Raw genomic sequence first — 21,172 nt, 5'->3', positions numbered from 1 at the left:
TCAGCTCCTGCGGTTGCCGCCGACCAGGGCCTTGCCGGTCGGGATGCGGATCTCGTAGCCGCCTTCGAGGGCGGTGGTGGCCCCGGCGGGCAGCTCCCGGCGCCACACGCGCGTGCCCGGCGCGTGGCGATCCGGTCCTGCGTCCGCCTCCGGCGCCGTCCAGTCGGCCCGCTCCTCGACGCGGACGTCCGCCTCGGAGGTGACGGGGACCCGTTCGCGGACCTCGACGGTGACCGGCCGCGCGAGCCGGTTGGCGAGTTCCACGTGGACGCGGTGGTCGAGCACCGTGGTGGTGTTGCGCAGGCCCGAGGTCGACTCGCGCAGGTGGGTGCGGCGGGTGACCCGGATGCCCTCGGCGGGCCCGAGCCCCACCCGTCGCACACCGCCGGGGGCGAGCGTCGGCAGCGCGGCGGTCAGCAGGAACTCGTCGTCGGCGGTGACCTCGACGGGCCCGGCCAGGAGGGCCTGGTCGGTGGCGTTGGAGAGCACCAGCGTCGCGTACACGGTCTGCTCCACGGACGGCACACAGAGGTACTCGGTCCGCAGGCCGACCGGGATCTCACCGACGGTGACGGTGTGCCAGGTGCCGTCCGACGGAACGTCGGCGCGGGCGGCGGCGTCGAAACGGTGGTCGAAGGAGCCCGCGGAGACGCGGGGCCGGACGGCATGGCCGGGCAGCGGCAGCGCGGCCACCGCCTCGGCACGGCGGCGGTGCTCCGCCGCCACCGGATCGAAGCCGACGGCGGGGAACAGCCGACCCCGACGGCCGGCCGGCTCCTCGGGCCCGCTCAGGACCAGTGCGGCGTAGTCGAGTTCGTCCCCGCTCGGCCGCGGCGGCCCGGCGACCGGAGGCGGCGGTGGTACGGGTGCGGCGGCGCCGGGCGCGGCGGGAGCGGGGGCCATGGCCGGCGCACCGGGGGCACCCGGGGCGCCCGGGCCTCCGCCGAACGGACTGCCACCGGTCCGTGCGCGGGCGGCGCGGGGCGGACCGGACGGTTGCGCCGGGCCGGGGGGCGCAGCGCCGCCGTACGCGGCGACGGGCCTCGGTACGCCGCCGGTCGGCGCGCCGTACCCCTGCGGGGCCGGCGGCGGCGGTGGCGCGACCGGAGAGGGCGCGGCTCCGCCGACGGCACCGGCCGCTGCTCCGGAGCGGCCGGTCGCGTCCGGGGAGGGCCCGGCCGCGTCGAAGCCGGAGAACAGGTCGGCGAGCCCGGCCGGGGGCTCGCGCCAGCCGGACGGCGCGGGCGCGGACTGCCGGCGCCCGATCCGTACCGAGTGGAGCCTGGGCAGATCGGTGCGGCGGCGCAGATCGGCGGTGGCGAGGGCGAGACGTACGCCCGTCCAGTCCTCGCCGGTCCGCTGGGCCACCGAGGCGCGCAGCACCAGGCGCCCGCTGTCGTCGCCCTGACGGTGCGTGAGGCGGTACGTCGGCACCCAGACGGCGCCCGGAACCCCGTACTCCAGCTCCACCTCGAGGTCGTCGTCGCCGGTGGCGTCGGCGGCGCCGGCGAGCGTCAGGAGCGCGCCGACAGTGGTCTCCACATGCGCCGGCGGCGCGTCGGTGGAGGCGCGGGCCAGCCTGTCCTCGGCGACGGCGTAGGCGTGGTCCGCCTCGCGCACCGCCTCCTCCGCCTCGGCGAGGCGGGCGTGCAGGACCGCCAGCCGCTCGTCGACGAAGTCGGCCAGTTCCAGCCACGCGTCGACCGGGGTGCGGCGGTGCGGATCGTCGCGCTTGCGGCCGGGGGGCACCGGGCGGAGCGCCTCGACCTCCGCGATCAGGCTCTTCTGCCGGTCCAGACGGGCCGAGGCCTTCGCGTACGCCTCGTGCAGTCGCTCGCCCTCGCGCCGCAGCTCGTCGGGTGCGCCCGCGCCGAGCGGCTCGGCCTCGAACGCCACCCGGGCCTCGGTGACGCGCACGCCCGACGTGCCGAGGACGCGGGCCCGCAGCGAGCCCGGGTCCAGCGAACGGGGCAGGCCCGTCACACGGATCCGGCCGTCGGCGGGCACGCTGCCCCGGGCAAGCCGTCGGCAGAGCGCGCCCTGTGCGTACACCACGACCGAGTCGAGGGTGGATCCCCACCGTCGTTCCGTTCCCATGTCCATGTGCCCCCGTCCCCTGGAACCTCGATGCCGAGCGAAGCCTATGCCCGGGCCGTCGACGCGTCCGCCTAAGCTGCCGACCGGTACCGGCCGCGACCCAGGAGCGCACATCATGCACGACCCCGCCCAGCAGCCCCCGTTCCCCGACGCCCTGCGTCCCGACGCGGTCCCCGCACCTCACCCGCTGCTCGCGCCCGTGACCGGACTCATCGGGACCTGGGTCGGCCGGGGCCGGGGCACGTACCCGACGCTCGACGAGGAGTTCACCTACGCCCAGCAGGTCACCTTCAGCCACGACGGGCGCCCGTTCCTCCAGTTCGAGGCGCGCGCCTGGCTCCTGGACGCCGACGGCCGTCCGCTGCGGCCGTCCGCCCGGGAGACCGGCTGGTGGCGGCTCCAACCCGAGGGCCGGGTGGAGGCGTTGATCACCCAGCCGACCGGCATCGCCGAGATCCTGGTCGGCGGCGCCGACGCCGGCGCGGTCGACCTGGCCAGCCACGGGGTGGCGCTCACCCCCACCGCCAAGGAGGTGACCGCCACCCGCCGCCGCTACACCGTGACGGACGAGGGGGCCGCCCTGGAGTTCACCCATGACCTCGCGGCGGTCGGACAGCCCCTGCAACACCACCTCGCGGCCCGGCTGGTGCGCGCGGACGGCGTCACGCCCTGAGGGCCTGGGCCCTCACGCGGTCGAGGTGCGGAGGAAGGCGGCGAGGCCTTCGAGAAGGCGGTCCACCTCGTCGGCCGTGTTGTAGGGCGCCAGCCCCATCCGGAGCGCCGGACCCTCCAGTTTCAAGGCGGTGAAGGGCTCGTACGCGTAGAACTGGCCGGCCGTCGCCAGGATGCCGCGGGCGGCCAGCTGGATCTGCGCCTCGCGCGGGTCGCGCCCTTCGAGGGTCATCAGGAGGGTCGGGGTGCGGTCCCGCGCCTTCGAGTGCAGGGTCACGGCGGCGTCCCCCAGGTCGCGCAGCCCCTCCTCCAGCCGCGTACGCAGGGCCAGTTCGTGCGCGTGGAGGGAGCGCAGGGACGACGTCAGCCGCTCCCGGCGCGAGCTCCCCTCGCCCGGGTCGACCGCCGCGAGGAAGTCCACCGCGGCCCGCGCGCCCGCCAGGATCTCGTACGGGAGCGTGCCGAACTCGAAGCGCTCCGGAACCGTGTCCGGAGACGGCAGGAGCTTGTCCGGGCGGAGGGTCTCCAGGAGCTCGGGCGCTCCGGTGAGGACGCCGCAGTGCGGGCCGAGGAACTTGTACGGCGAGCAGACGAACAGGTCCGCACCCAGCGCCGGTACGTCCACGAGGTGGTGCGCCGCGTAGTGCACCCCGTCCACGTACACCAGCGCGCCGACCTCGTGCGCCAGGTCGGCGATCCGGCGCAGCGGCGGCTTCGTCCCCAGGACGTTCGAGGCCGCGGTGACGGCCACCAGACGGGTACGCGGTGAGAGGACCCGCTCGTACGACTCCAGGTCGAGTTCCGCCGTCGTCGGCTCGATCTCGATCCAGCGGACCCTCGCCCCGGCGCGCTCGGCCGCCTGGACCCAGGGGCGGACGTTGCAGTCGTGGTCGAGCCGGCTGACGACGACCTCGTCGCCCGCACCCCAGCCGCGGGCCAGCAGACGGGCGAAGTCGTACGTGAGCTGGGTCGCGCTGCGACCGTGGACCACGGCGTCGGCGGGCATGTGCAGCAGGTCGGCGTAGGCGGCGCGGAACTCCGTGACGGACCGCTCGGCGTTGAGCTCGGACGGGCTGATCGTGCCCCGGTTGGAGAGCGGCCCGGTGAGCGTCTCGGCGATGGCCTCGGCGACGGGGCGGGGGGTCTGCGTGCCGCCCGGCCCGTCGAAGAAGGCCAGGCCGTGGTCGAGGGAGGGGAAGTGGGCCCGGAGGGCGGTGACGTCGATGGCCATGGCCTCGGCTTTCTGTGCGGCGGACGAGGGGACTGGTGCGGGGCCGTAGGGGCGGGGCTGGGGTCGGGGAGACCGATCTCCGTGTGGGCGGTCGGGGAAACCTTTCTCCGCACGGAAGTCGGGGGAGACCGCCCGTGCCGGGCCGTCGGAGGCGACGACCCGGCACGGGGGTGTGCTCGGCGGGGAGCCTGCCTACTCGGTCACCCCTGCTCGGTCACGCCTACTCGGTCACGCCGTAGACGCGAGGCGCGCGCGGGGCGGTCGCCGCCGCCGCGGACGCCGCGGCGCCGTCCGTCCGTGCCGCGCCCGTCGGCTGCCGCAGGGAGCCGAGGTCGTGCGCGTAGGTACCGACGGCGTGGGCGATGACGTCGATGTGGGTGTCGAACGCCGTCATGCTGATGTTCCTGATCGTGTCACCGGCCCCGTGGTAGTTCGGGTCGAACGCCACCCCCGCCGTGCCGCCGAACTTCTCCGCCTCGGCGGCCGTCTTGAGCGCCTCCGCGCCCGCGTACGTACCGCCGGAGGGTATTCCGGCGTCGAGGAACGGGCCGTAGTCGAAGCGGGCGACGAACGGGGTGCCCGCGTGCGGCAGGCCCCGCTTGCCGAGGAACGCGGAGATGTCCTGCTCCAGCCGGTCCGAACCGGTGGGCGCGAGCTGGCCGTTGGCGCCGTCCGAGTTGTCGCCGTCATAGACGAACAGGCCGTGGTTGGTCGAGGCGATCAGCTCGAAGTTGAGGTAGAGCTTGATCTCCCGCCGGTCGAGCGGGGTGAGGTTCGCGACGTAGTGGTGCGAGCCGACCAGGCCGCTCTCCGCCGCCGACCACCAGGCGAACCGCACCTTGTTGCGCGGCTTCTTCTCCGTCGTGGCCAGCTTCAGGGCGACGTCGAGCAGGCCGGCCGAGCCGGAGCCGTTGTCGTTGATGCCGGGGCCGGCGAGGACCGAGTCCAGCGAGGCGCCGAGCATCACCGTGTCGGCCGCGTTGCCGTTCCTGGTCTCGGCGATGACGTTGTTGGTGGACCGCTTCTCCTGGAGCTGGCGGAGCTCGAAGGAGAGGTTCACCGGGCCCCGGGCCAGGTCGGCGGTGAGCTTCTCGCCCGCGGCCTTGCTGATCCCGCCGGTGGGGATACGGGCGGCGGCCGGGTCGCCGAGGGTGCCCGAGAGGGGGCCGTACCCGGCGTCGATGTTGTTGTAGACGAGGGCGCCGATCGCGCCCGCCGCCGCGGCCTGTTCCTGCTTGACGGCGAAGGCGCAGCCGCCGCGCTTGATCAGCGCGATCTTCCCGGCGAAGGCGCCGGCGGCGTAGTCGCCGGGCTCGCAGCCGGTGGTGCCGTCGGCGTCGACCGGGACGGCCGCCACGTCGGCGCGGACACCGCCGACCGGCGTGGACCTCGTGTAGGTCAGGGCCCTGACCTCGACGTCGTACGGGGCCGGTGTGACGGCGGAGACCTTCTCCGCGAGCGTCTGCGTGTAGACGAAGTCGAACCTCTGGTACGAGACGAGGTACCCGGCCTTCTTCAGCTGCTGGTAGACGTAGGCGGCCGAGGCGTCGTGGCCGAGCGAACCGGCGACGCGGTGGCCGCCCGCCGAGTCGGCGATGGCCTGAAACTTCTCCAGGTGCCGTAAGGCGTCCTGGGCGGACGCCTCCCGGACGAGCGCCTGGGAGAGCTTGGCGGCGTCCTTGCCCGGCCTGTCCTGTTGCGAGGAGGCGGGCGATGCGGCGACCAGCAGGAGCGGGGTCGCGAGAGCGGCTGCGGCCAGGGTGGCCACGGCTCTGCGAGGTGATGCGTCCACAGAGGTCCTTCCCGGTGCGAACGAGGTTGAGGGGAAGCTAGCGATCTCTGGGGGGTTCTGTGAACAGATGTGCCACAACTCACGTCATTTCGCGCACAGTTGTAGACGTACAGTGGAGATGTGTGAACGGAGGCCCGGTGTCCGGTGCGGTGTGCGTGAGGTGCCGTGCGGCGGCGCGGTGGCCGGTGGGGTCGCCGGGCGCGGGTCAGTCCTGGTGGGTCGCCGAGCGGTCCGCCCCGCTTCCCGCAGTGGAGAGGAAATGCTCGTGGGCGAGTCGGCGCAGCGCGGAGAGGGCGATGTCGCCCAGTGCGGTGACCGTCACCAGGCGCGTCGCGGCGCTTTCGGGATCGTCCTGTTCGCTGAGGATTTGCATCTCCAGCCGGGCAATCCGCTCCAGGTTCTCGGCGTAGGCGGGGAACAACCGCGGAATGTCCTGTTGGTCGAGCGACTTGCAGGCGATGGCCACCTGGCAGAGCGTCTGCCAGGCCGGGTTGTCCGGCCCCACCTGCCAGCCCCGGCCCCGGATCAGGCCGGACACCCTGGCCTGGGCCCATTCCCACTCCTGGTCGGGGGAGGCGGAGCCGGGTGTCGGTAAGGCGTGCTGGGTGAGGCGCAGCATTTCCTTCGCCGGTGGTCGTTCCTCCTCGACATGACGGACGAGCCGGCGCACCTCGGCGTGGGAAAGGCCGCCGACATTCAGGAGCGCCTTTACCAGTGCAACCCTGCGTACATGTGATTCGTCGTATTCCGGAACGGTCGGCAGGAGTTCCAGGTCCTGATACGACCGCAGGGTGCGAACGGGTACTTTCGTCCGGCGACTCAGGGAGGCGAGCTGCGACATATTCCACCGGCTTTCCGGAAGGTATCGGCACGGGCGCGGTGCGCGGCCCGGAGGGGAAATTCAAGGCCGCCGTGACCTTATGGGGCAGGAATGCGGCGACACAAGGCGTGGCGGTCCGGCCGACGGGGGAGTTGGCTCAAAGGAGAAGCCCCCCCGAGCTCCCCGTGCACGCGGAAGGGGTGGTCTCTCTATACAGGCCTTCCGGCGCGGCGCCCGGGAGGCCCGATCAGGTCCCCCGGCACGGCCGGAAAAGGCCGTTCAGTGGTAAACGAAAAAGGGCCGGTCGGGCGAGTGATCTTCCATCCCGCCGGAACGCTCCGCCGAGGAGTTCGACGGGTGTTCGCCCGGCCCCCGGTTCGTGTTCGGTGCGCCTTGGTGTCATGCCGGAAGGAGTTATGCCGGGCGTTCGTGGGCGTCCGAGTTCTTTCGGCGGATTTGTGTCGCTGATCAAAGAGGAGGGGAAGCCCGGATTCCGCGGGCGGGACACTTGACGTTCTTTAGGTGGTACGGCATGATCATGGCGATCTCCGGCATTTAACTCCGTTTTGCACCCTCTGGCGACGAGGGGCCGGCGGAGGGGGACGGGTAAAGGGGAGGGGGGAGGCGTTGTCCGACGCGTCGGCACGGGGAATGTCAGGGCAGGCCCCATGTGTCGAGGACGAGGAGCTGGCCGCGGAATTAGCGGCCGGCGAGCCCGAGTTACTCGACGCCTATCGGAGCAGGCTCATCGATCAACAGAATCCGCTGGGGACCCATGCGGCATCCTGGGAATCCTGCCGTGACCAGGCGCGCAGAATCCTCGCGGAGTGCCGCCAGGCGTCCGGGAACGCGCCCGGGGCGCCCGAGGGGGAGCGAGCCGCACGCCCCCCGCACCCTTCGGCGGGGGCACGGATCGCCCGAGGGACGGTACCCCTCCACGCCGTACGGGCGGGAGCCCTGCTGGTCCAGCTCGTCGCGGAGTTCCTGGAGCGACGGCCCCGGCCCCCTGGGCCGTACGACGATCAGGGCGGCCGGACGCGACTCCTGGCCCGCGTGCAGGCGGCCGTCACGCACTCCATGGAGGAGGCCGCGGACGGAGACGATCTCCATCTGCTCGACGTCGTACGCGACTCCACCCGGGCGAGCCGCGACGCCATGGCGCGGGAGATCCACGACCGCGTCGGCAGCGCGGCGAGCCTGGCACTGCGCCAGCTGGAACTCTACGAACTCACCCAGCACGTCTCGTCGGTGACGGATCCCCGGCTGGACGCCCTGAAGCAGGCGATCCTGGAGACCATGCAGAGCGCCCGGGACATCGTCACCGAGCTGCGCACGGGCGCGCACTCCACCGGCTCGCTGGGCGTGGCGCTCTCCGCCTTCGTGACCGCCATGGCCATCGACCGGCCCGTGGTGGAGATCCGGGTCGAGGACGTCGACGATCCGCTGCCGGACGCCGTCGGCGAGCAGCTCTTCCTCGTCCTGCGCGAGGGGCTGCGCAACGCCCTCGCGCACGCCGACGCCACCCGGGTCACCGTCGAGGTCCGCGGCGACGAGCGCCCGGACGGGGGCGGCGCGGGGGGCCTGGACGCGTACGGCGAGGCGTACGGGGACGGGGACGGGGACGGGGGCGGAGAGGCGTACGGCGACGGGGACGGAACGGCGTACCGCGACCGCGCGTACGGCGACGGGGAGAGCGAGCCCACGGGGCACGTACGACGCTTACGGGCATCCGTGAGCGACGACGGCGTCGGACTCCCCCAGGAGCGGGAGTTCGGCAACGGCCTCGCCTCCGTGGCCGAACGGATCCGGCTGCTCGGCGGGCGGATGGAGATCAGCACCGCTCCCGGACGCGGCACGACCCTCGCGTTCTCGGTGCCGATGGGCGAGGAGTGGCATGCGGACCCCCGATGACCACCGGACGCCGCCGGTGCGTGAGCCGATCCGCATCGTCGCCGTCGACGACCACTCCCTGCTGCGCGACGCCCTCTGCCAGCTCCTCAACGCGGAGGACGACCTGCGCGTCGTGGCCGAGGCCGACACCTCCGTCGGGCTCGGCGAGATCGTGGCGAGCACCGCAGCACACGTCGTGCTGCTCGACGTCGAGATGCCCCAGCACCACGCGCCCACCGTGGTGGCCGAGTTGACGGCGCGCTTCCCGCTGCTGCGGGTGCTGATGCTGTCGATGCACGACCACCTCCCGCTCGTACAGGAGCTGCTCGCCCGCGGGGCCCACGGCTATCTCCACAAGAGCGCTCCACGTGCCTCCCTGCTCTCCGCCATCCGGGGCGTGATGGCGCGCGACCCCCAGGTCATGATCGCCCTGCCGTGCAGCGCCACGCCCGGGACGGCTCTCGGCGGCGCCGGGCACACCCTCTCGCCGCGCGAACGCGAGGTGCTCACCCATGTCGCCGGGGCCCTGAGCAACCGCCAGATCGCGAACGAACTGGGCATCACCGAGGCGACGGTGAAGCGGCACCTGCGGAACATCTTCGAGAAGCTGGGCGCGGCCTCGCGGATCGGGGCCGTCAACAAGGCCGTGGAGGCCCGGCTGATCGACCCGTCCGCCAAGGCCAAGCAGCCGGCCGCGCAGCAGCACGCCGTGCGACGGTCCGTGCCGTTCCCGGAGTTGGCGTTCCGCCGTGTCGTGTGACCGTGCGGGGCGGGTGGGACGGCATACGCCTTTCGGAGCATGCCCGATGCTCCCTGAAGGGCCTGGTGTCACCCTGGTGACCGGAATAGATTCGCGGCCATGCCTCGAGTGACGCCGTGCGAGACGCACAGGACCCGCGAGCGCGACCGCCACCACCGGATCGCGAACGGGACGGTCCGGTACCTGCCGGGACGCGCACCGGCGGCTCCTTCGTGTTGTCACCGCGTCATCGGCCGGCACGACCCGCGCCGGAGCCCCTCAGGCAGGTCCTGAGTCTCCGGGCGGGCCTCCCGCCCGTCGCCGGACCGCCGCGGGCGGACAACACCGGCTCTTCATGAACGCGCGACGTGCGGCCCAACTCGCCGCCGCCGCGAAGCCCGGGGCCCGAACGGCCACCACCGGGGACCGGCATGAACAGCACGCGACCCTGAGGGGTGAACGGGATCATGACCTGCACGGGGGCACCTCTTCGCATCCAGCTCCTCGGACCGATACGCGCCTGGCGGCACGGCGAGGAGGTGGCGCTCGGCTCACCCAAGCAGCGTGCCGTCCTGAGCCTGCTCGCCAGCCGCGCGGGCGAGGTGGTCAGCGGGGAGACCATCACCAACGCCCTGTGGGGCAGCGACACCCCGCAGACGGCCACCAACGGAGTCCACACCTATGTGGCCCGGCTCCGGCGCGCCCTGGAACCGGGGCGCGGCAGCCGTGTCGCCAGCACCGTGCTCTCCTCCGAGGCCGGCGGCTACTGCCTGCGCCTCGACCCCGCCGACGTGGACGCCACCCTCTTCGTCGAACGGCACGGCCACGCCCGCAGGTCCCGCGAGGGGGGCAGCGCGGAGACGACGTTACGGCTCTACGAGGACGCCCTCGCGCTCTGGCGGGGCGAGGCGTACGCCGGAGTGCCCGGCCCCTTCGCCGCCACGGAGGGGGTTCGCCTCCGGGACCTCCGGCTCACCGCCGTCGAGGAGTGGGCCTCCGTCATGCTGGCCACCGGCGGGTACGCCGAGGCGGTCGACACGCTCTCCCGCGCGGCCGTCGAGGAGCCGCTGCGCGAGAAGGTCCGCTGGCTGCTGATGCTGGCGCTCTACCACGCGGGCCGCCAGGCGCACGCCCTCGCCGTCTACGCCGAGACCCGGCAGCTGCTCCGCCGCGAACTGGGCATCGAGCCCGGCACCGAACTCCAGGACCTGCACCGCCGTATCCTCGCCGGTCAGCGGGAGTTACGGCTCCCCGGCGGGAGCTCCTCCCCCGGGAGCCGGCAGGGGCCCGGCGGCGCCGTCCCCGTACCGGCTCAACTCCCGCCGGTGGCCCGTGGATTCACCGGTCGTGACTCCGAACTCGCCCACCTGGAGGGCCTGCTCGACGACGATACCGTCCAGGGTGGCACCCCGGTGATCGTCGTCGACGGCCCGGCGGGCGTCGGCAAGTCGGCGCTCGTCCTGGAACTGGCCCACCGGCTCGCGCACCGCTTCCCGGACGGCCAGCTCTATGTGGACCTCTGCGGCAACGGGCTGCGCGGCAGACCGCTGAGCGCATCGGACGCGTTGCTGCACCTGCTCACCAGCCTCGGCGCCGACAGCAACCGGATCCCGCGCGACCCGGCCGGCCGCGCCACGCTCTTCCGCAGTCTGCTGTACGGCAAGAAGACGCTGGTGGTCCTGGACGACGCCCTCAGCGTGGACCAGCTGAGACCCCTGATACCGCGCGGCGCGTCCTGCGTCGTGGCCACGAGCCGACAGCGGTTCGCCGGCCTCGCCGCCCGCGACGGGGCGCGCACGGTCAGCGTGCGTCCGCTGGCCGTCCCGGAGGCGGCCCAGCTGCTCACCACCCTGTCCGGGGGACGGCTGGTGGGCCACCCGGAGGCCGCCCGACGGCTCGCCGCCCTCTGCGGCGGGCTGCCGCTCGCGCTGCGGATCACCGCCGAGGGGCTCCTCGCGAACTCCGGCGTACCGCTGGGCACGCTGGTGGAGCAGTACACCGCGGAGAGCGGCCGGCTGGACCGGCTCACCGTCGGCGACGACGCCCTCGCCAGCGTCCGGGACGCGTTCGAGACCTCGTACCAGACGCTGTCCCCGGAAGCGGCGCGGATGTTCCGCTTCCTGGGCCTGCGCAAGGACGGGCCGATCACGGTCCCCGTCGCCGCGTCGCTCGCGGACACCGACCACACCACCGCCCGGCGGCTGCTCGGCCTGCTGGTGGCCCACCACTTCCTGGAGGAGTACGGGCCCCGGTTCCGGCTGCACGACCTCATCGGGATCTACGCGGCGGAGTGCGCCGAGCGCGAGCCCATGCTCAGCCGCCGCGCGGCCCTGGCCCGGCTGGGCGAGACGGACCAGGACCCGACCCACCCGGCCGCCCCGCCCCACGCCGCCCCTCGCCCGCTGCTGCCGCGCCCCGCCGACGCCGTCGCGCCCGGGTCCGGGGCGGCCAAGGAGCCGGGCGAGGCGTACGCGGGCGTGTTCCGCCGGGCCGCCGTGCTCCGCAGGGCCGCGTTCCGGAAGTGGGAGGACCCCGTGCGGCCCGGCGACTTCACGGACCTGACCGCACGTCCCACCGACCTCACCGCGCGGTGAGCGCGCCGTCCTCAGGGCCCGTCGGCATCTCGCGCAGCCGGCCGACCGGCGACAGGAAGATCGGGACCAGCATCGCCGCCGACAGCACGCCCGCGATCCACAGGGCGCCGTGCAGCCCCGCCAGCGCCGCGAGCAGACCGCCGACCGGTCCGCCCAGCGCACCCCCGCCGTACAGCAGCATCCGCATCGCGGCCGTCATCCGGCCCATCAGGTGCTGCGGGGTGATGGTCTGACGCAGGCTCACGATGAGGACGTTCGAGACGCTGGCTCCCACGTACTCCATGAAGAAGGAGACCACGAAGAGCCCCACGAGCAGCCAGCGCGGCCCGCCCGCCGCCGGGATGAGCAGCGGACCGAGGAAGATGACCGAGACCGACAGCCGGTAGGCGGTACCCACCGAGAGGCGTCGCACCACCGCACCCGACACCAGCGCCCCCAGCAGACCGCCCACGGCCGCCGCGCCCATGACGAAGCCGACGGCGGCGGCCGACAGCTCCTGGTCGCGCACGGCGTACAGCAGGAACAGCGACTGCACCATCGTGAGCAGGAAGTTGCAGGCGCAGCCCACCAGCCCCATCGCCCGCAGCCAGCGGTTGCCGAAGACCCAGCGCAGCCCCTCGGTGAGCTCGGCGCGCAGCCGCCGCTTCTCCTTCGGGACCTCCGGGGCCGGCTCGGGCGTCCTGATCAGGAGCAGCGAGAGCACCGACAGGGCGTAGGAGAAGGCGTTGGCGGTCATCGCGAACGGCGCCGAGAACGCGCTGACCAGCGTGCCGGCCAGACCCGGCCCGGCGATGTCCGCCGAGGAAAGGGTCGCGTTCAGCTTGGTGTTGGCCTCCAGCAGGCTGCGCCGGTCCTTCACGAGCACCGGGACGTACGACATCCAGCTGACGTCGAAGAGCACCGTGGCCACCCCGACCCCGAGGGCCAGCGCGTACAGCGCCGGGAGCGTCAGCAGGTCCAGCTCGTACAGGACGGGGACCAGGCCGATCAGCACCAGCCGCACCACGTTGGCGCCCAGCATCACCGGCCGCTTCCGTCGCCGGTCCACCCACACCCCGAAGAGCAGCGCGAGCCCGAGGAAGGGGACCAGCTGGGCGAAGCGCAGCATGCCGAGCTCCCCGGCCCCCACGTCGAAGACCAGGACGGCGGTCAGCGGCAGTGCGAGGTGGGTGATCTGGGTGCCGTAGAGGGAGAGCGCCTCGCCCGCCCAGAACACCATGAAGTCCTTGTCGCGCCAGAGCGACCGAGGGGGTCCCTCCGCCTCGGCCGGGGAGGCCGCCGCGGTGGACGTGCCGTGCTCCGTCATGCCGGCGTCGCCTCCCGCAGGGCACGGTCGACGATGCCGCTGATGGCGTCGAGCCCCGGGCCCCGCCACACGGAGTGGTGGTCGCCCGGCGCGGTGTGCACGGTGAGCCGGCCGACGTACGGACTCCAGTCGAGCAGCCGGTCCACCGACTCCTCAGCCTTGATCAGGATCGCCGAGCCGGGGTGGACCGCGTCCAGCCGGTGGTGGCGCAGGGCCAGGACGCCCGTACGGAAGAGGGCGTAGCGCTCCAGCAGGAACTCGGCGTCGAACTCCTCGGGCACCGCGCCGGCGCGCTCGACCTCCGCGAAGACCTCGGCCGGCTCCGCCCCCGGCGCCATCCCCGCGAGCGCCTTGTCGATCCCCGGCGCCCGGTCCCGGGTCACGCCGAGGAAGTCGTACAGGAAGTGACGGGCCAGCTCGTCGTCGGGCGGCACCGCCTGCGTCCCGGGCAGCGCCGCGTCCACGATCACCAGCAGCGGCACCTCCTCGCCCCGGGCGGCCAGAAGCCGTGCCATCTCGTAGGCGACGACCCCGCCGAGCGACCAGCCGAGCAGCTGGTAGGGGCCGTGCGGGCGGGAGACCAGGAGCGAGGCCGTGTGCAGCTCGGCCAGTTCCGCGATCGAGGTGGCCGGCTCGGAGGCCCCGTCGAAGCCGGGGGCCTCGAATCCGAACACCGGTCGCCCGGAGGGGAGTCGGTGCGCCATCGCCGAGTAGCAGTAGGGCGAACCGGAGACCGGATGGACGCAGTGGAGCGGGGTCAGGTCACCCTCGTCCCGGAGCGGGACGAGGCTGCCGTCGGAGGATGCGGTCACGGTGCCGGTGTTCCCTTCGTGGTGGGGGCGAGCCGCTCGTCGATGACGGCGGCGATACCGCTGACGGTGCTCCCGCCGTACAGCAGACGCACATTCACCCGGATCCCGAAGTGCTTGTTCAAGCGGGTGACGGCCCGCATGGCTTGAAGTGAGTTGCCGCCGACCGAGAAGAACCCACTGTCGGCGCCGATCCGGGAGGCGCCGAGCACGGCCGCGAAGATCCCGGCCACCGTCCGCTCGGTCTCCGTGGCCGGCGGGGTGTAGCGCGCCGCCGGCTCGCCGAGACCCTCCGGCGGTTCGGGCAGGGCCTTGCGGTCCACCTTGCCGTTCGGCGTCAGGGGCAGCTCCGCCAGGACGAGGACGGTGCTCGGCACCATGAACGCGGGCAGGGAGCGGGCCGCGTGCTCGCCGACCTCCGCGAGCTCCACGGTCCGGCCGGCCTCGGGGACGAGGTAGGCCACCAGGCGCCGGTCGCCCGAGCCGTCGGGGTGCGCGGTCACGACCGCCTCCCGGACCGTGTCATGCGCGCGGAACACGGCCTCGATCTCGCCGAGTTCGATGCGCAGCCCGTGCAGCTTGACCTGGAAGTCCGCCCGGCCCAGCAGCTCGATCAGACCGTCCGGGCCGTACCGTGCCACATCGCCCGTCCGGTAGAGCCGCTCGTCCGCGACCTCGCCGTACGACCAGACGAAGAACCGCTCCGCCGTCTGCTCCGCGCGCCCGAGGTACTCCCGGGCGAGCCCGACCCCCGCGAGATGGAGCTCACCGGGCACACCCGGCGGCACCGGCTGGAGCTCCTCGTCGAGGATGTACGTGCGCTGGTTCGCCATCGGTCGGCCGTACGGGATGCTCGTCCAGCGCGCGTCGGTCTTCGTCACCTCGTGGATCGTCGAGTGGATCGAGGACTCGGTCGCCCCGCCGAGGGCGACGAAACGCAGCGCGGGGGCCACGGCCCGGGCCCGGTCGGGGAGCGACACGGGGATCCAGTCGCCGCCGAGCAGCGCCAGGCGCAGCTCCGCGAGCGGCGCCGCGCCGGTGGACTCCAGGTGGTCGACGACCATGTCCAGGAGCGCGGGCGCCGAGTTCCAGACGGTGACCCGGTGTGCGGCGAGCAACTCCGACCAGTGCTCGGGGTCCTTGGCGCGCTCGGGTTCGGTCAGGACGACCGTGCCGCCGACGGTGGTCAGCCCGAGGAACTCGTACACCGACATGTCGAAGCTCGGCGACGACAGCGCGAGGACCCGGTCGCCGGGGCCCACGCCGAAGCGGGAGTTGAGGTCGGCGATGTTGTTCATCACCCCGCGGTGACGCAGCGCGATCGGCTTGGGCGCGCCGGTGGAGCCCGACGTGTGGATGATGTAGGCGAGGTCGTCGGGTGTCGCCCCGCCCTGCGGGTTGTGCGTGGGCTGTCCGGCGAGGAGCGCCGCGTCCCGGTCGAGGAGCAGCACCGGCGTTCCCGGCCCGTCGCCCTCGTCGGCGGGCGGGAGACTCGCGGCCGGGCCGCTCCGGCTGACGACCACCGCGCAGGACGTGCCGGCCACCATGGTGGCGAGGCGCTGCCGCGGGTAGTCGGGGTCGAGCGGCACATAGGCGCCGCCCGCCTTGAGCACCCCGAGGACGGCGACCAGGAGCTCGGCGGACCGGTCGAGACAGATCCCGACCCGCCGGTCGGGACCGACCCCGAGCCCCCGCAGATGATGGGCGAGCCGGTTCGCCGCCTCGTTGACCTGGCGATACGTCCAACTCGGCCCGGCGCCCACCAGGGCGAGGGCGTCGGGCGCCTCGGCGGCGCGGTCCTCGAACGCGGCGTGCAGGCACACCTCGTACGGCAGGTCCGCCGCCGTGTCGTTCCAGTCGACGAGCATCCGGCGCAGTTCCTCGTCCGGCAGCAGCCGCAGCCGTGCCACCGGCCGGTCCGGGCGGGTCAGCCCGTCCTCCAGCAGCACGACGTAGGAGGCGAGGAACCGCAGCGCCGTGTCCCGGTCGAACAGCTCGGCCGCGTACCGGAGTTCGGCGCTCGGCAGGTCGTCGTCGTCCTTGTCCTTGCCCGGTGGGTGCAGCAGCAGTTCGAACTCGTCGCCGTGGGAGCCCTGTTCGGCTCGGTCGGCGGTGGCCGCCGCCAATTCGCTCAGGGTCTCCGCCCCGGTGACGGTCCGGCTCAGCCGGACGCCCGGACCGTCACCGGGCGACCGGACGAGGACGCCGAAGGCGGACTGTCCGCTCCAGCGGTGGACCAGCGCCGTGAACCCGGCGAGGAGCACCTCCACCGGCGCGGTACGGGCCGAGGGGCCGAGCCGCATCCGGACGGCGGCGGTCCGTTCCGGGGCGGCACCGGGCAGGCGCGGCCGGTCGACCGGCAGCAGCGCCGGCGGCGCGGGGGCCGGCACCCGCGCAGGTACCGACGCTGCTCCGGTCTCCGGTACGGGCCCAGGTACGGGCGCCGCCTCGGGCGCCGGGGCGGGGTGCGTCGTCGGAGTCGTCACGGGGACGGTGTTCCGGCTGCTCAAGGCCTCGCTCCTCGCTCGTGGTCGGCGGCGCCGGCCGACGTGAGACCGGCGCCGAAGGGCAGGGGGTGGGTGCGGCACAGCGCCTCCACCTCGGCCGTGACCCGGTCGCGCACCGTGGGGTCGGTGCGGAACTCGGTGTCGCTCAGCACGGTCGTGGCGCCGAGCACCTCGTGGAGCAGTCGGGCGCAGACCCGCATCTCGTCGGGCCCCATGCCCCGCTGCGCCAGCACGTTCGTGCCCAGCCGCAGGCCGCTGGCGACCAGCGGGGCCTTGGTGTCCTTGGGGATGCGGTTGCGGTTGGTGAGGATGCCGCACTCCTCCAGGGCGCGTTCCGCGACCACCCCGGTGACGCCCCGGTCGAAGATGTCGAGCAGCACCATGTGGTTCTCGGTCCCGCCCGTCAGGACCCGGTAGCCGAGCTCGTCCAGGGCGTCGGCGAGCGCCGCCGCGTCGTCGCGGACCAGCCGCATCGTCTCCCGGAACGCCGGCTCGGTGACCAGCTTGAGCGCGTGCGCCTTGGCGGCGATCGACGCCGGGCTCGGCGTCCCCTGGGACTGCGGGAAGACCGCGCGCTGCATCAGCCGGGCCAGCGGCGTACGTCGGCTGTCGGGGCCGGCCGTGCGGTGCTCCGCGCCGATGAGGATCAGCCCGCCGCGCGGCCCGCCCAGCTGCTTGTAGGTGCTGGTCGTGGTGACGTGCGCCAGATCGATGGGGCTCGGGTGCTCCCCGGCGGCCACCAGACCGGCGATGTGCGAGATGTCGGCGACCAGGTACGCCCCGACCGAGTCCGCGATGGCGCGGAACCGGGCGAAGTCCAGGGTCCGCGGATAGGCGCTGGCGCCCGCGATGAGCACCTGCGGCCGGTGGGCCAGGGCCAGTTCGGCCACCTGCTCGTAGTCGATGAACCCCTTGTAGTCCAGGCCGTAGTGGACGGCCCGGTAGTGGTGGCCGGTCACCGAGGCGGCGGACCCGTGCGTGAGATGGCCCCCGGAGTCCAGGTCCAGCGCGAGCAGGGCGCCGCCCGGGGGCAGCAGCGCCGCCAGGACGGCCTGGTTCGCCGAGGAGCACGAGTGCGGCTGCACATTGGCGTACTGGGCGCCGAAGGCCTGCCGGGCCCGCGCCACGGCGAGCCGTTCCACACCGTCGAACCGCCCCGCGCCGGGGTGGTAGCGCGCCCCCGGATAGCCCTCCGCCGTCACGTTCGACAGGGCGGCCCCGCCCGTGGCCAGGACGGCCGGGTTCGCGACGCTGGCGGAGGCCACCATCGCCAGGGTCATGGCCTGCTCCTCCACCTCACGGTCGAGGAGCAGGGCCAGATCGGGATCGGTACGGCTCAGCAGCGCCGCGCCCTGGCGCAGCAGCAGGTGCTGTGCCGAGCCCGCGCCGGGCCCCGTTCCCGAGCCGGTGCCCTGGCGGGGGCCGGCACCCGTCACGGGGGTGTGCGGGGGCGGGAGCGCCGCCCCCGTGGTCTCAGGCACGTGCACCCGCCTTCGACTCCACCAGCGTGTCGATCGCGGTGGCGACGGTGGCGACCGAGGCGCCGCCGTACAGCAGCCGGACGTTGACCTTGACCCCGAAGTGCTTGTTGAGCCGGCTCACCACCCGCATCGCCTGCAGGGAGTTGCCCCCCAGCTCGAAGAAGTTGCCGTCGGCGCTGATCTGCGGCGTCGACAGGACGGTGCTGAAGACCTCGGCCACCTTCTCCTCGGTCGCGGTCACCGGGGCGACGAAGCTCGCCGTGCCGTCTGCCGAACCGGCCACCGGCGCGGGCAGCTTGGCGCGGTCGATCTTGCGGGCCGGGGTCAGCGGGAACTCGGTCAGCTCGACCCACGCCGTCGGCACCATGTACTCGGGCATCGTGCGGCCCAGGTGCTCACGGAGCTCGGCCACGCTCGGCGGTGTGTCGCCGAGGACCGTGTAGTACGCGACCAGCTGCTTCTCCCCGTAGTCCTCGCGCAGCAGGACCAGCGCCATCCGGACCTTCGGGTGCGTCAGCAGGCCGGACTCGATCTCACCGAGCTCGATCCGCAGCCCGCGCAGCTTCACCTGGTTGTCGAGCCGCCCGATGAAGTCGATCTGCAGATCACGCGTCCAGCGGACCAGGTCCCCGGTGCGGTAGACCCGGCCCTCGCCCAGGAACGGGTCGGGTACGAACTTCTCGTCCGTCATCTCCGGCAGGTTGAGGTAGCCGCGGGCGAGGCCCTCGTCCCCGCCGATCAGCAGCTCGCCCGGGACCCCGACCGGCACCAGGTTGAACTCCTTGTCCACCACGTAGTGCAGCCGGCTGAACTCCGGCCGGCCGATGGGCGGCGAGGACTGCCACTCCTTGTGCTCGCAGAGGTACTCGGTCGTCGCCACCGACGCCTCGGTGGGGCCGTACAGGTTCACGAACTTCCGGCCCGGCAGGTTCCACTTGTTGACCAGCTCGGCCGGCAGGGCCTCCGCGCCGCCCATGATGTACTTCAGATCCGGGTACGGCCCCGCCTCCACCACGGAGAGGATCGCCGGCGAAAGACCCGCGTACGTCACCCGCTGGTCGCGGATCAGACCGCCCAGCGCCTCCGGCGACGAGGCGTCCTCCGGCGCCACCAGGACCAGGGCCGAACCGCTGATCAGACCGGCGAAGATCTCGCCCTGGGACATGTCGAAGGTCAGCGCGGGCAGTTGGAGCAGCCGGTCCTCGGTGGTCCACTCGCCGAAGGTGCGCCGGTACGCCTCGATGAACATGCGCAGGCCCCGCTGCTCGATCATCACGCCCTTGGGGCGCCCGGTCGAGCCCGAGGTGTAGAGGACGTACACCAGGGAGGTCGGCTCGGCCCACTCCTCCAGCGGCTGGTCGTCCGGCTGCGCCTCGATGAGCGGCCAGTCGGCGTCGATGCGCACGCTCTCCCAGCCGCACGAGTCCGGCAGGTCGCCCACCGAGCCCGCCCGCGTGATGACCAGCGGGCTCTTGGTGTCCCGCAGCATGTGGTCGAGCCGCGCGTTGGGGTGCGAGGGGTCGATGATCGTGTACGCCGCGCCGGAGACCATCACGCCCAGGATCGCCACCAGGGCGTCCAGGTCGCGGTCCATCGCGATGGCCACGACCTCCTCCTGCCGCACGCCTCGGGAGCGGATGTACCGCGCGAGCTTGCCGGCCCGCCGCATCAGCTCGCCGTACGTCATCTCCACGCCCCGGCAGACCAGCGCGACCAGCTCCGGGGTCTCCTCGGCGATCCGGGCGATCGTCGCGTGCACCGGCTCCGTCGGGTAGTCGAAGTCCGCGCCGCGCCCCACGTCGAGCAGCTCGCGGCGCTCCTCCGCGGAGAGCAGCGGCAGCGCGGAGACCGGGGTCTCGGGGGCGTCCGCGGCCGCGTCGAGCACGGTGCGGAAGTGGCCGATCATGGCGTCGACCCGCCAGCGGTCGTACAGGTCGGTGGCGAACTCCACGATCAGCCGCAGCCGGTCGGCGCCCTCCACGAAGCTGAAGGACAGGTCGAAGCGCGAGCGGGAGGTGGCCAGGGTGATCGACTCGGACGTCAGGCCCGTCAGCTCCAGGGCGTCGCCCGTGCTCGCCTCGCCGAGCAGCTGGCAGGCGATCTGGAAGAGAGGGTTGCGGCCCGCGTCCCGGGTCGTCTGCACGCGGTCCACGACGTGGTCGAACGGCACGTCCTGGTTGTCGTACATGTCGAGGTTGGCGTCGGCGATGCGCTCCAGGAGCTCGGCGAAGGTGACCCCGCCGGACAGGTCGCAGCGCAGCACCGTCATGTTGATGAACAGGCCGACGACGTCCTCGAGTTCGGGATCGGTGCGGCCGAGCATGGGGACGCCGAGGGCGATGTCGTCCTGCCCGCTGTAGCGGCTGAGGACGACGTTCAGCGCCGCCGCGACGACCATGTACAGCGACGCGCCCTGCTCGTGCGCCAACGTGCGTGCCTTCGCCAGCAGTTCGGCCGGGAAGTCGACCACGAAGGTCTCGCCGTTCTGCGTGGGCTCGGCCGGGCGGAGCCGGTCGGCGGGCAGTTCGAGCGCCTCCAGGCCGGCCAGCCGCTCCTCCCAGAACTTCAGCTCCTCCTCCCACACCCCGTCTGCCCGCTGCTTGCGCTGGCGCTGGATGTGGTCGCCGTAGCCGATGGTCAGCTCCGGCAGCGAGGGCTCACGGCCGGCGGCGAGATCGGCGTACGCCCGGGAGATCTCACGGCTGACCACCCCGCCGGACCAGCCGTCGGTGACGATGTGGTGGAAGCTGAGGCCGAGCACGTGGTGGTCGGGAGCCAGCCGGAACAGCTGGAACCGGGAGATCGGCCCGGCCGCCAGGTCGAACGGGGTGTCCGCCTCGGTCTGGAGCGCCTGTCGCAGGGCCTCCTCCGCCGCCTCGGGAGCCAGACCGGACAGGTCCCGGAGGGGCAGCGGCCGGTCCTCGGCCGGTGAGACCACCTGGTACGGAACGCCGTCCGCCGCGTGGAAGGTCACCCGCAGCTGCTCGTGGCGCCGCACCAGCAGGTTCAGCGCGCCTTCCAGGGCGGCGACGTCGAGCGCACCGCGCAGCCGGTAGGCGATCGGGACGTTGTAGGTGGTCTCCCCGGGACTCATCTGGTCCAGGAACCACAACTGCTCCTGTCCGAAAGACAGTTGGATGCGCGACTCGGCGGTGTGGATGCTCATCGTCACAGGACTCCGTTTCAGGGCATGGCAGAGCAGGGCGAAGCAGGGCAGGGCGAAGCAGGGCGGGG

At 73.2% G+C, this 21,172-nt stretch carries 13 protein-coding genes; 4 read left to right on the top strand and 9 right to left on the bottom strand.

Translation table 11 applies throughout. From position 1 onward, the window contains the following. Window positions 1-2,103 (bottom strand): DUF4139 domain-containing protein, encoded by a 2,103-nt coding sequence (locus ACIPPS_RS14755; RefSeq protein ID WP_401430988.1) that lies wholly within the window; start codon window positions 2,101-2,103, stop codon window positions 1-3. Window positions 2,104-2,212: 109 nt separating this feature from the next. Between ACIPPS_RS14755 and ACIPPS_RS14750 the strand changes: the two genes are divergently transcribed. Further along, window positions 2,213-2,770 carry an FABP family protein gene (locus tag ACIPPS_RS14750; protein ID WP_401430986.1) on the top strand — a complete coding sequence of 186 codons (558 nt, stop codon included), beginning with the start codon at window positions 2,213-2,215 and terminating at the stop codon, window positions 2,768-2,770. Between the two features lie 12 nt (window positions 2,771-2,782). Here the strand turns inward: ACIPPS_RS14750 and ACIPPS_RS14745 are convergent, their stop codons facing one another. From ACIPPS_RS14745 to ACIPPS_RS14735, 3 genes are all read right to left on the bottom strand, one after another. Next, window positions 2,783-4,000, bottom strand: coding sequence for a cysteine desulfurase-like protein (locus tag ACIPPS_RS14745; protein WP_401430984.1), 1,218 nt, complete (start codon window positions 3,998-4,000; stop codon window positions 2,783-2,785). 220 nt (window positions 4,001-4,220) lie between these two features. Then, window positions 4,221-5,792, bottom strand: a complete 1,572-nt coding sequence (locus ACIPPS_RS14740) for a M28 family peptidase (protein ID WP_401430982.1) — start codon at window positions 5,790-5,792, stop codon at window positions 4,221-4,223. Window positions 5,793-5,997: 205 nt separating this feature from the next. Next, a complete protein-coding gene (locus tag ACIPPS_RS14735) occupies window positions 5,998-6,633 on the bottom strand; it encodes a MerR family transcriptional regulator (RefSeq protein WP_401430980.1) in 636 nt (211 codons plus the stop codon). Between the two features lie 1,032 nt (window positions 6,634-7,665). On the opposite strand from ACIPPS_RS14735, the gene ACIPPS_RS14730 reads away from it, so the two are divergent. The 3 genes from ACIPPS_RS14730 (at window position 7,666) to ACIPPS_RS14720 (ending at window position 11,835) form a co-directional block, all read left to right on the top strand. Then, complete coding sequence (locus ACIPPS_RS14730; RefSeq protein WP_401430978.1) at window positions 7,666-8,523, top strand: sensor histidine kinase; 858 nt, start codon at window positions 7,666-7,668, stop codon at window positions 8,521-8,523. After that, on the top strand, window positions 8,507-9,262 hold the full coding sequence (locus ACIPPS_RS14725) for a response regulator (RefSeq protein ID WP_401430976.1): 756 nt from the start codon (window positions 8,507-8,509) through the stop codon (window positions 9,260-9,262). The genes ACIPPS_RS14730 and ACIPPS_RS14725 overlap by 17 nt, the downstream gene beginning before the upstream one ends. A gap of 446 nt (window positions 9,263-9,708) precedes the next feature. Next, window positions 9,709-11,835, top strand: coding sequence for a BTAD domain-containing putative transcriptional regulator (locus ACIPPS_RS14720; protein WP_401430974.1), 2,127 nt, complete (start codon window positions 9,709-9,711; stop codon window positions 11,833-11,835). Here the strand turns inward: ACIPPS_RS14720 and ACIPPS_RS14715 are convergent. The 5 genes from ACIPPS_RS14715 to ACIPPS_RS14695 are packed head-to-tail and all read right to left on the bottom strand — an operon-like array spanning window position 11,822 to window position 21,104. Next, window positions 11,822-13,141 carry an MFS transporter gene (locus ACIPPS_RS14715; protein ID WP_401430972.1) on the bottom strand — a complete coding sequence of 440 codons (1,320 nt, stop codon included), beginning with the start codon at window positions 13,139-13,141 and terminating at the stop codon, window positions 11,822-11,824. The genes ACIPPS_RS14720 and ACIPPS_RS14715 overlap by 14 nt on opposite strands. Continuing rightward, window positions 13,138-13,953, bottom strand: a complete 816-nt coding sequence (locus ACIPPS_RS14710; protein WP_401430970.1) for an alpha/beta fold hydrolase — start codon at window positions 13,951-13,953, stop codon at window positions 13,138-13,140. Before ACIPPS_RS14710 ends, ACIPPS_RS14715 begins: the two co-directional genes overlap by 4 nt. Then, window positions 13,950-16,460 (bottom strand): amino acid adenylation domain-containing protein, encoded by a 2,511-nt coding sequence (locus tag ACIPPS_RS14705; RefSeq protein WP_401430968.1) that lies wholly within the window; start codon window positions 16,458-16,460, stop codon window positions 13,950-13,952. The genes ACIPPS_RS14710 and ACIPPS_RS14705 overlap by 4 nt, the downstream gene beginning before the upstream one ends. After that, the gene (gene glyA / locus ACIPPS_RS14700; protein WP_401430966.1) at window positions 16,457-17,938 is read right to left on the bottom strand and encodes a serine hydroxymethyltransferase; all 1,482 of its coding nucleotides are present in this window, start codon (window positions 17,936-17,938) and stop codon (window positions 16,457-16,459) included. Before glyA ends, ACIPPS_RS14705 begins: the two co-directional genes overlap by 4 nt. Next, entirely contained in the window at window positions 17,931-21,104 is a 3,174-nt protein-coding gene (locus ACIPPS_RS14695) for an amino acid adenylation domain-containing protein (protein ID WP_401430964.1), read from the bottom strand. Before ACIPPS_RS14695 ends, glyA begins: the two co-directional genes overlap by 8 nt. Window positions 21,105-21,172: the final 68 nt, after the last annotated feature.

Origin of the sequence: Streptomyces sp. NPDC090127 (assembly GCF_044746945.1) — a bacterium.
Taxonomy (GTDB): domain Bacteria; phylum Actinomycetota; class Actinomycetes; order Streptomycetales; family Streptomycetaceae; genus Streptomyces.
Note: the sequence above shows the minus strand (reverse complement) of the source record. Positions and strands in the feature narration are given on the sequence as shown.

Bases quoted from the DNA above. Each gene is read 5' to 3' on its own strand.
- ACIPPS_RS14745 (WP_401430984.1), bottom strand. From the start codon at position 4,000: ATGGCCATCGACGTCACCGCCCTCCGGGCCCACTTCCCCTCCCTCGAC.
- ACIPPS_RS14755 (WP_401430988.1), bottom strand. From the start codon at position 2,103: ATGGACATGGGAACGGAACGACGGTGGGGATCCACCCTCGACTCGGTC.
- ACIPPS_RS14695 (WP_401430964.1), bottom strand. From the start codon at position 21,104: ATGAGCATCCACACCGCCGAGTCGCGCATCCAACTGTCTTTCGGACAG.
- ACIPPS_RS14715 (WP_401430972.1), bottom strand. From the start codon at position 13,141: ATGACGGAGCACGGCACGTCCACCGCGGCGGCCTCCCCGGCCGAGGCG.
- ACIPPS_RS14725 (WP_401430976.1), top strand. From the start codon at position 8,507: ATGCGGACCCCCGATGACCACCGGACGCCGCCGGTGCGTGAGCCGATC.
- ACIPPS_RS14750 (WP_401430986.1), top strand. From the start codon at position 2,213: ATGCACGACCCCGCCCAGCAGCCCCCGTTCCCCGACGCCCTGCGTCCC.
- ACIPPS_RS14735 (WP_401430980.1), bottom strand. From the start codon at position 6,633: ATGTCGCAGCTCGCCTCCCTGAGTCGCCGGACGAAAGTACCCGTTCGC.
- ACIPPS_RS14720 (WP_401430974.1), top strand. From the start codon at position 9,709: ATGACCTGCACGGGGGCACCTCTTCGCATCCAGCTCCTCGGACCGATA.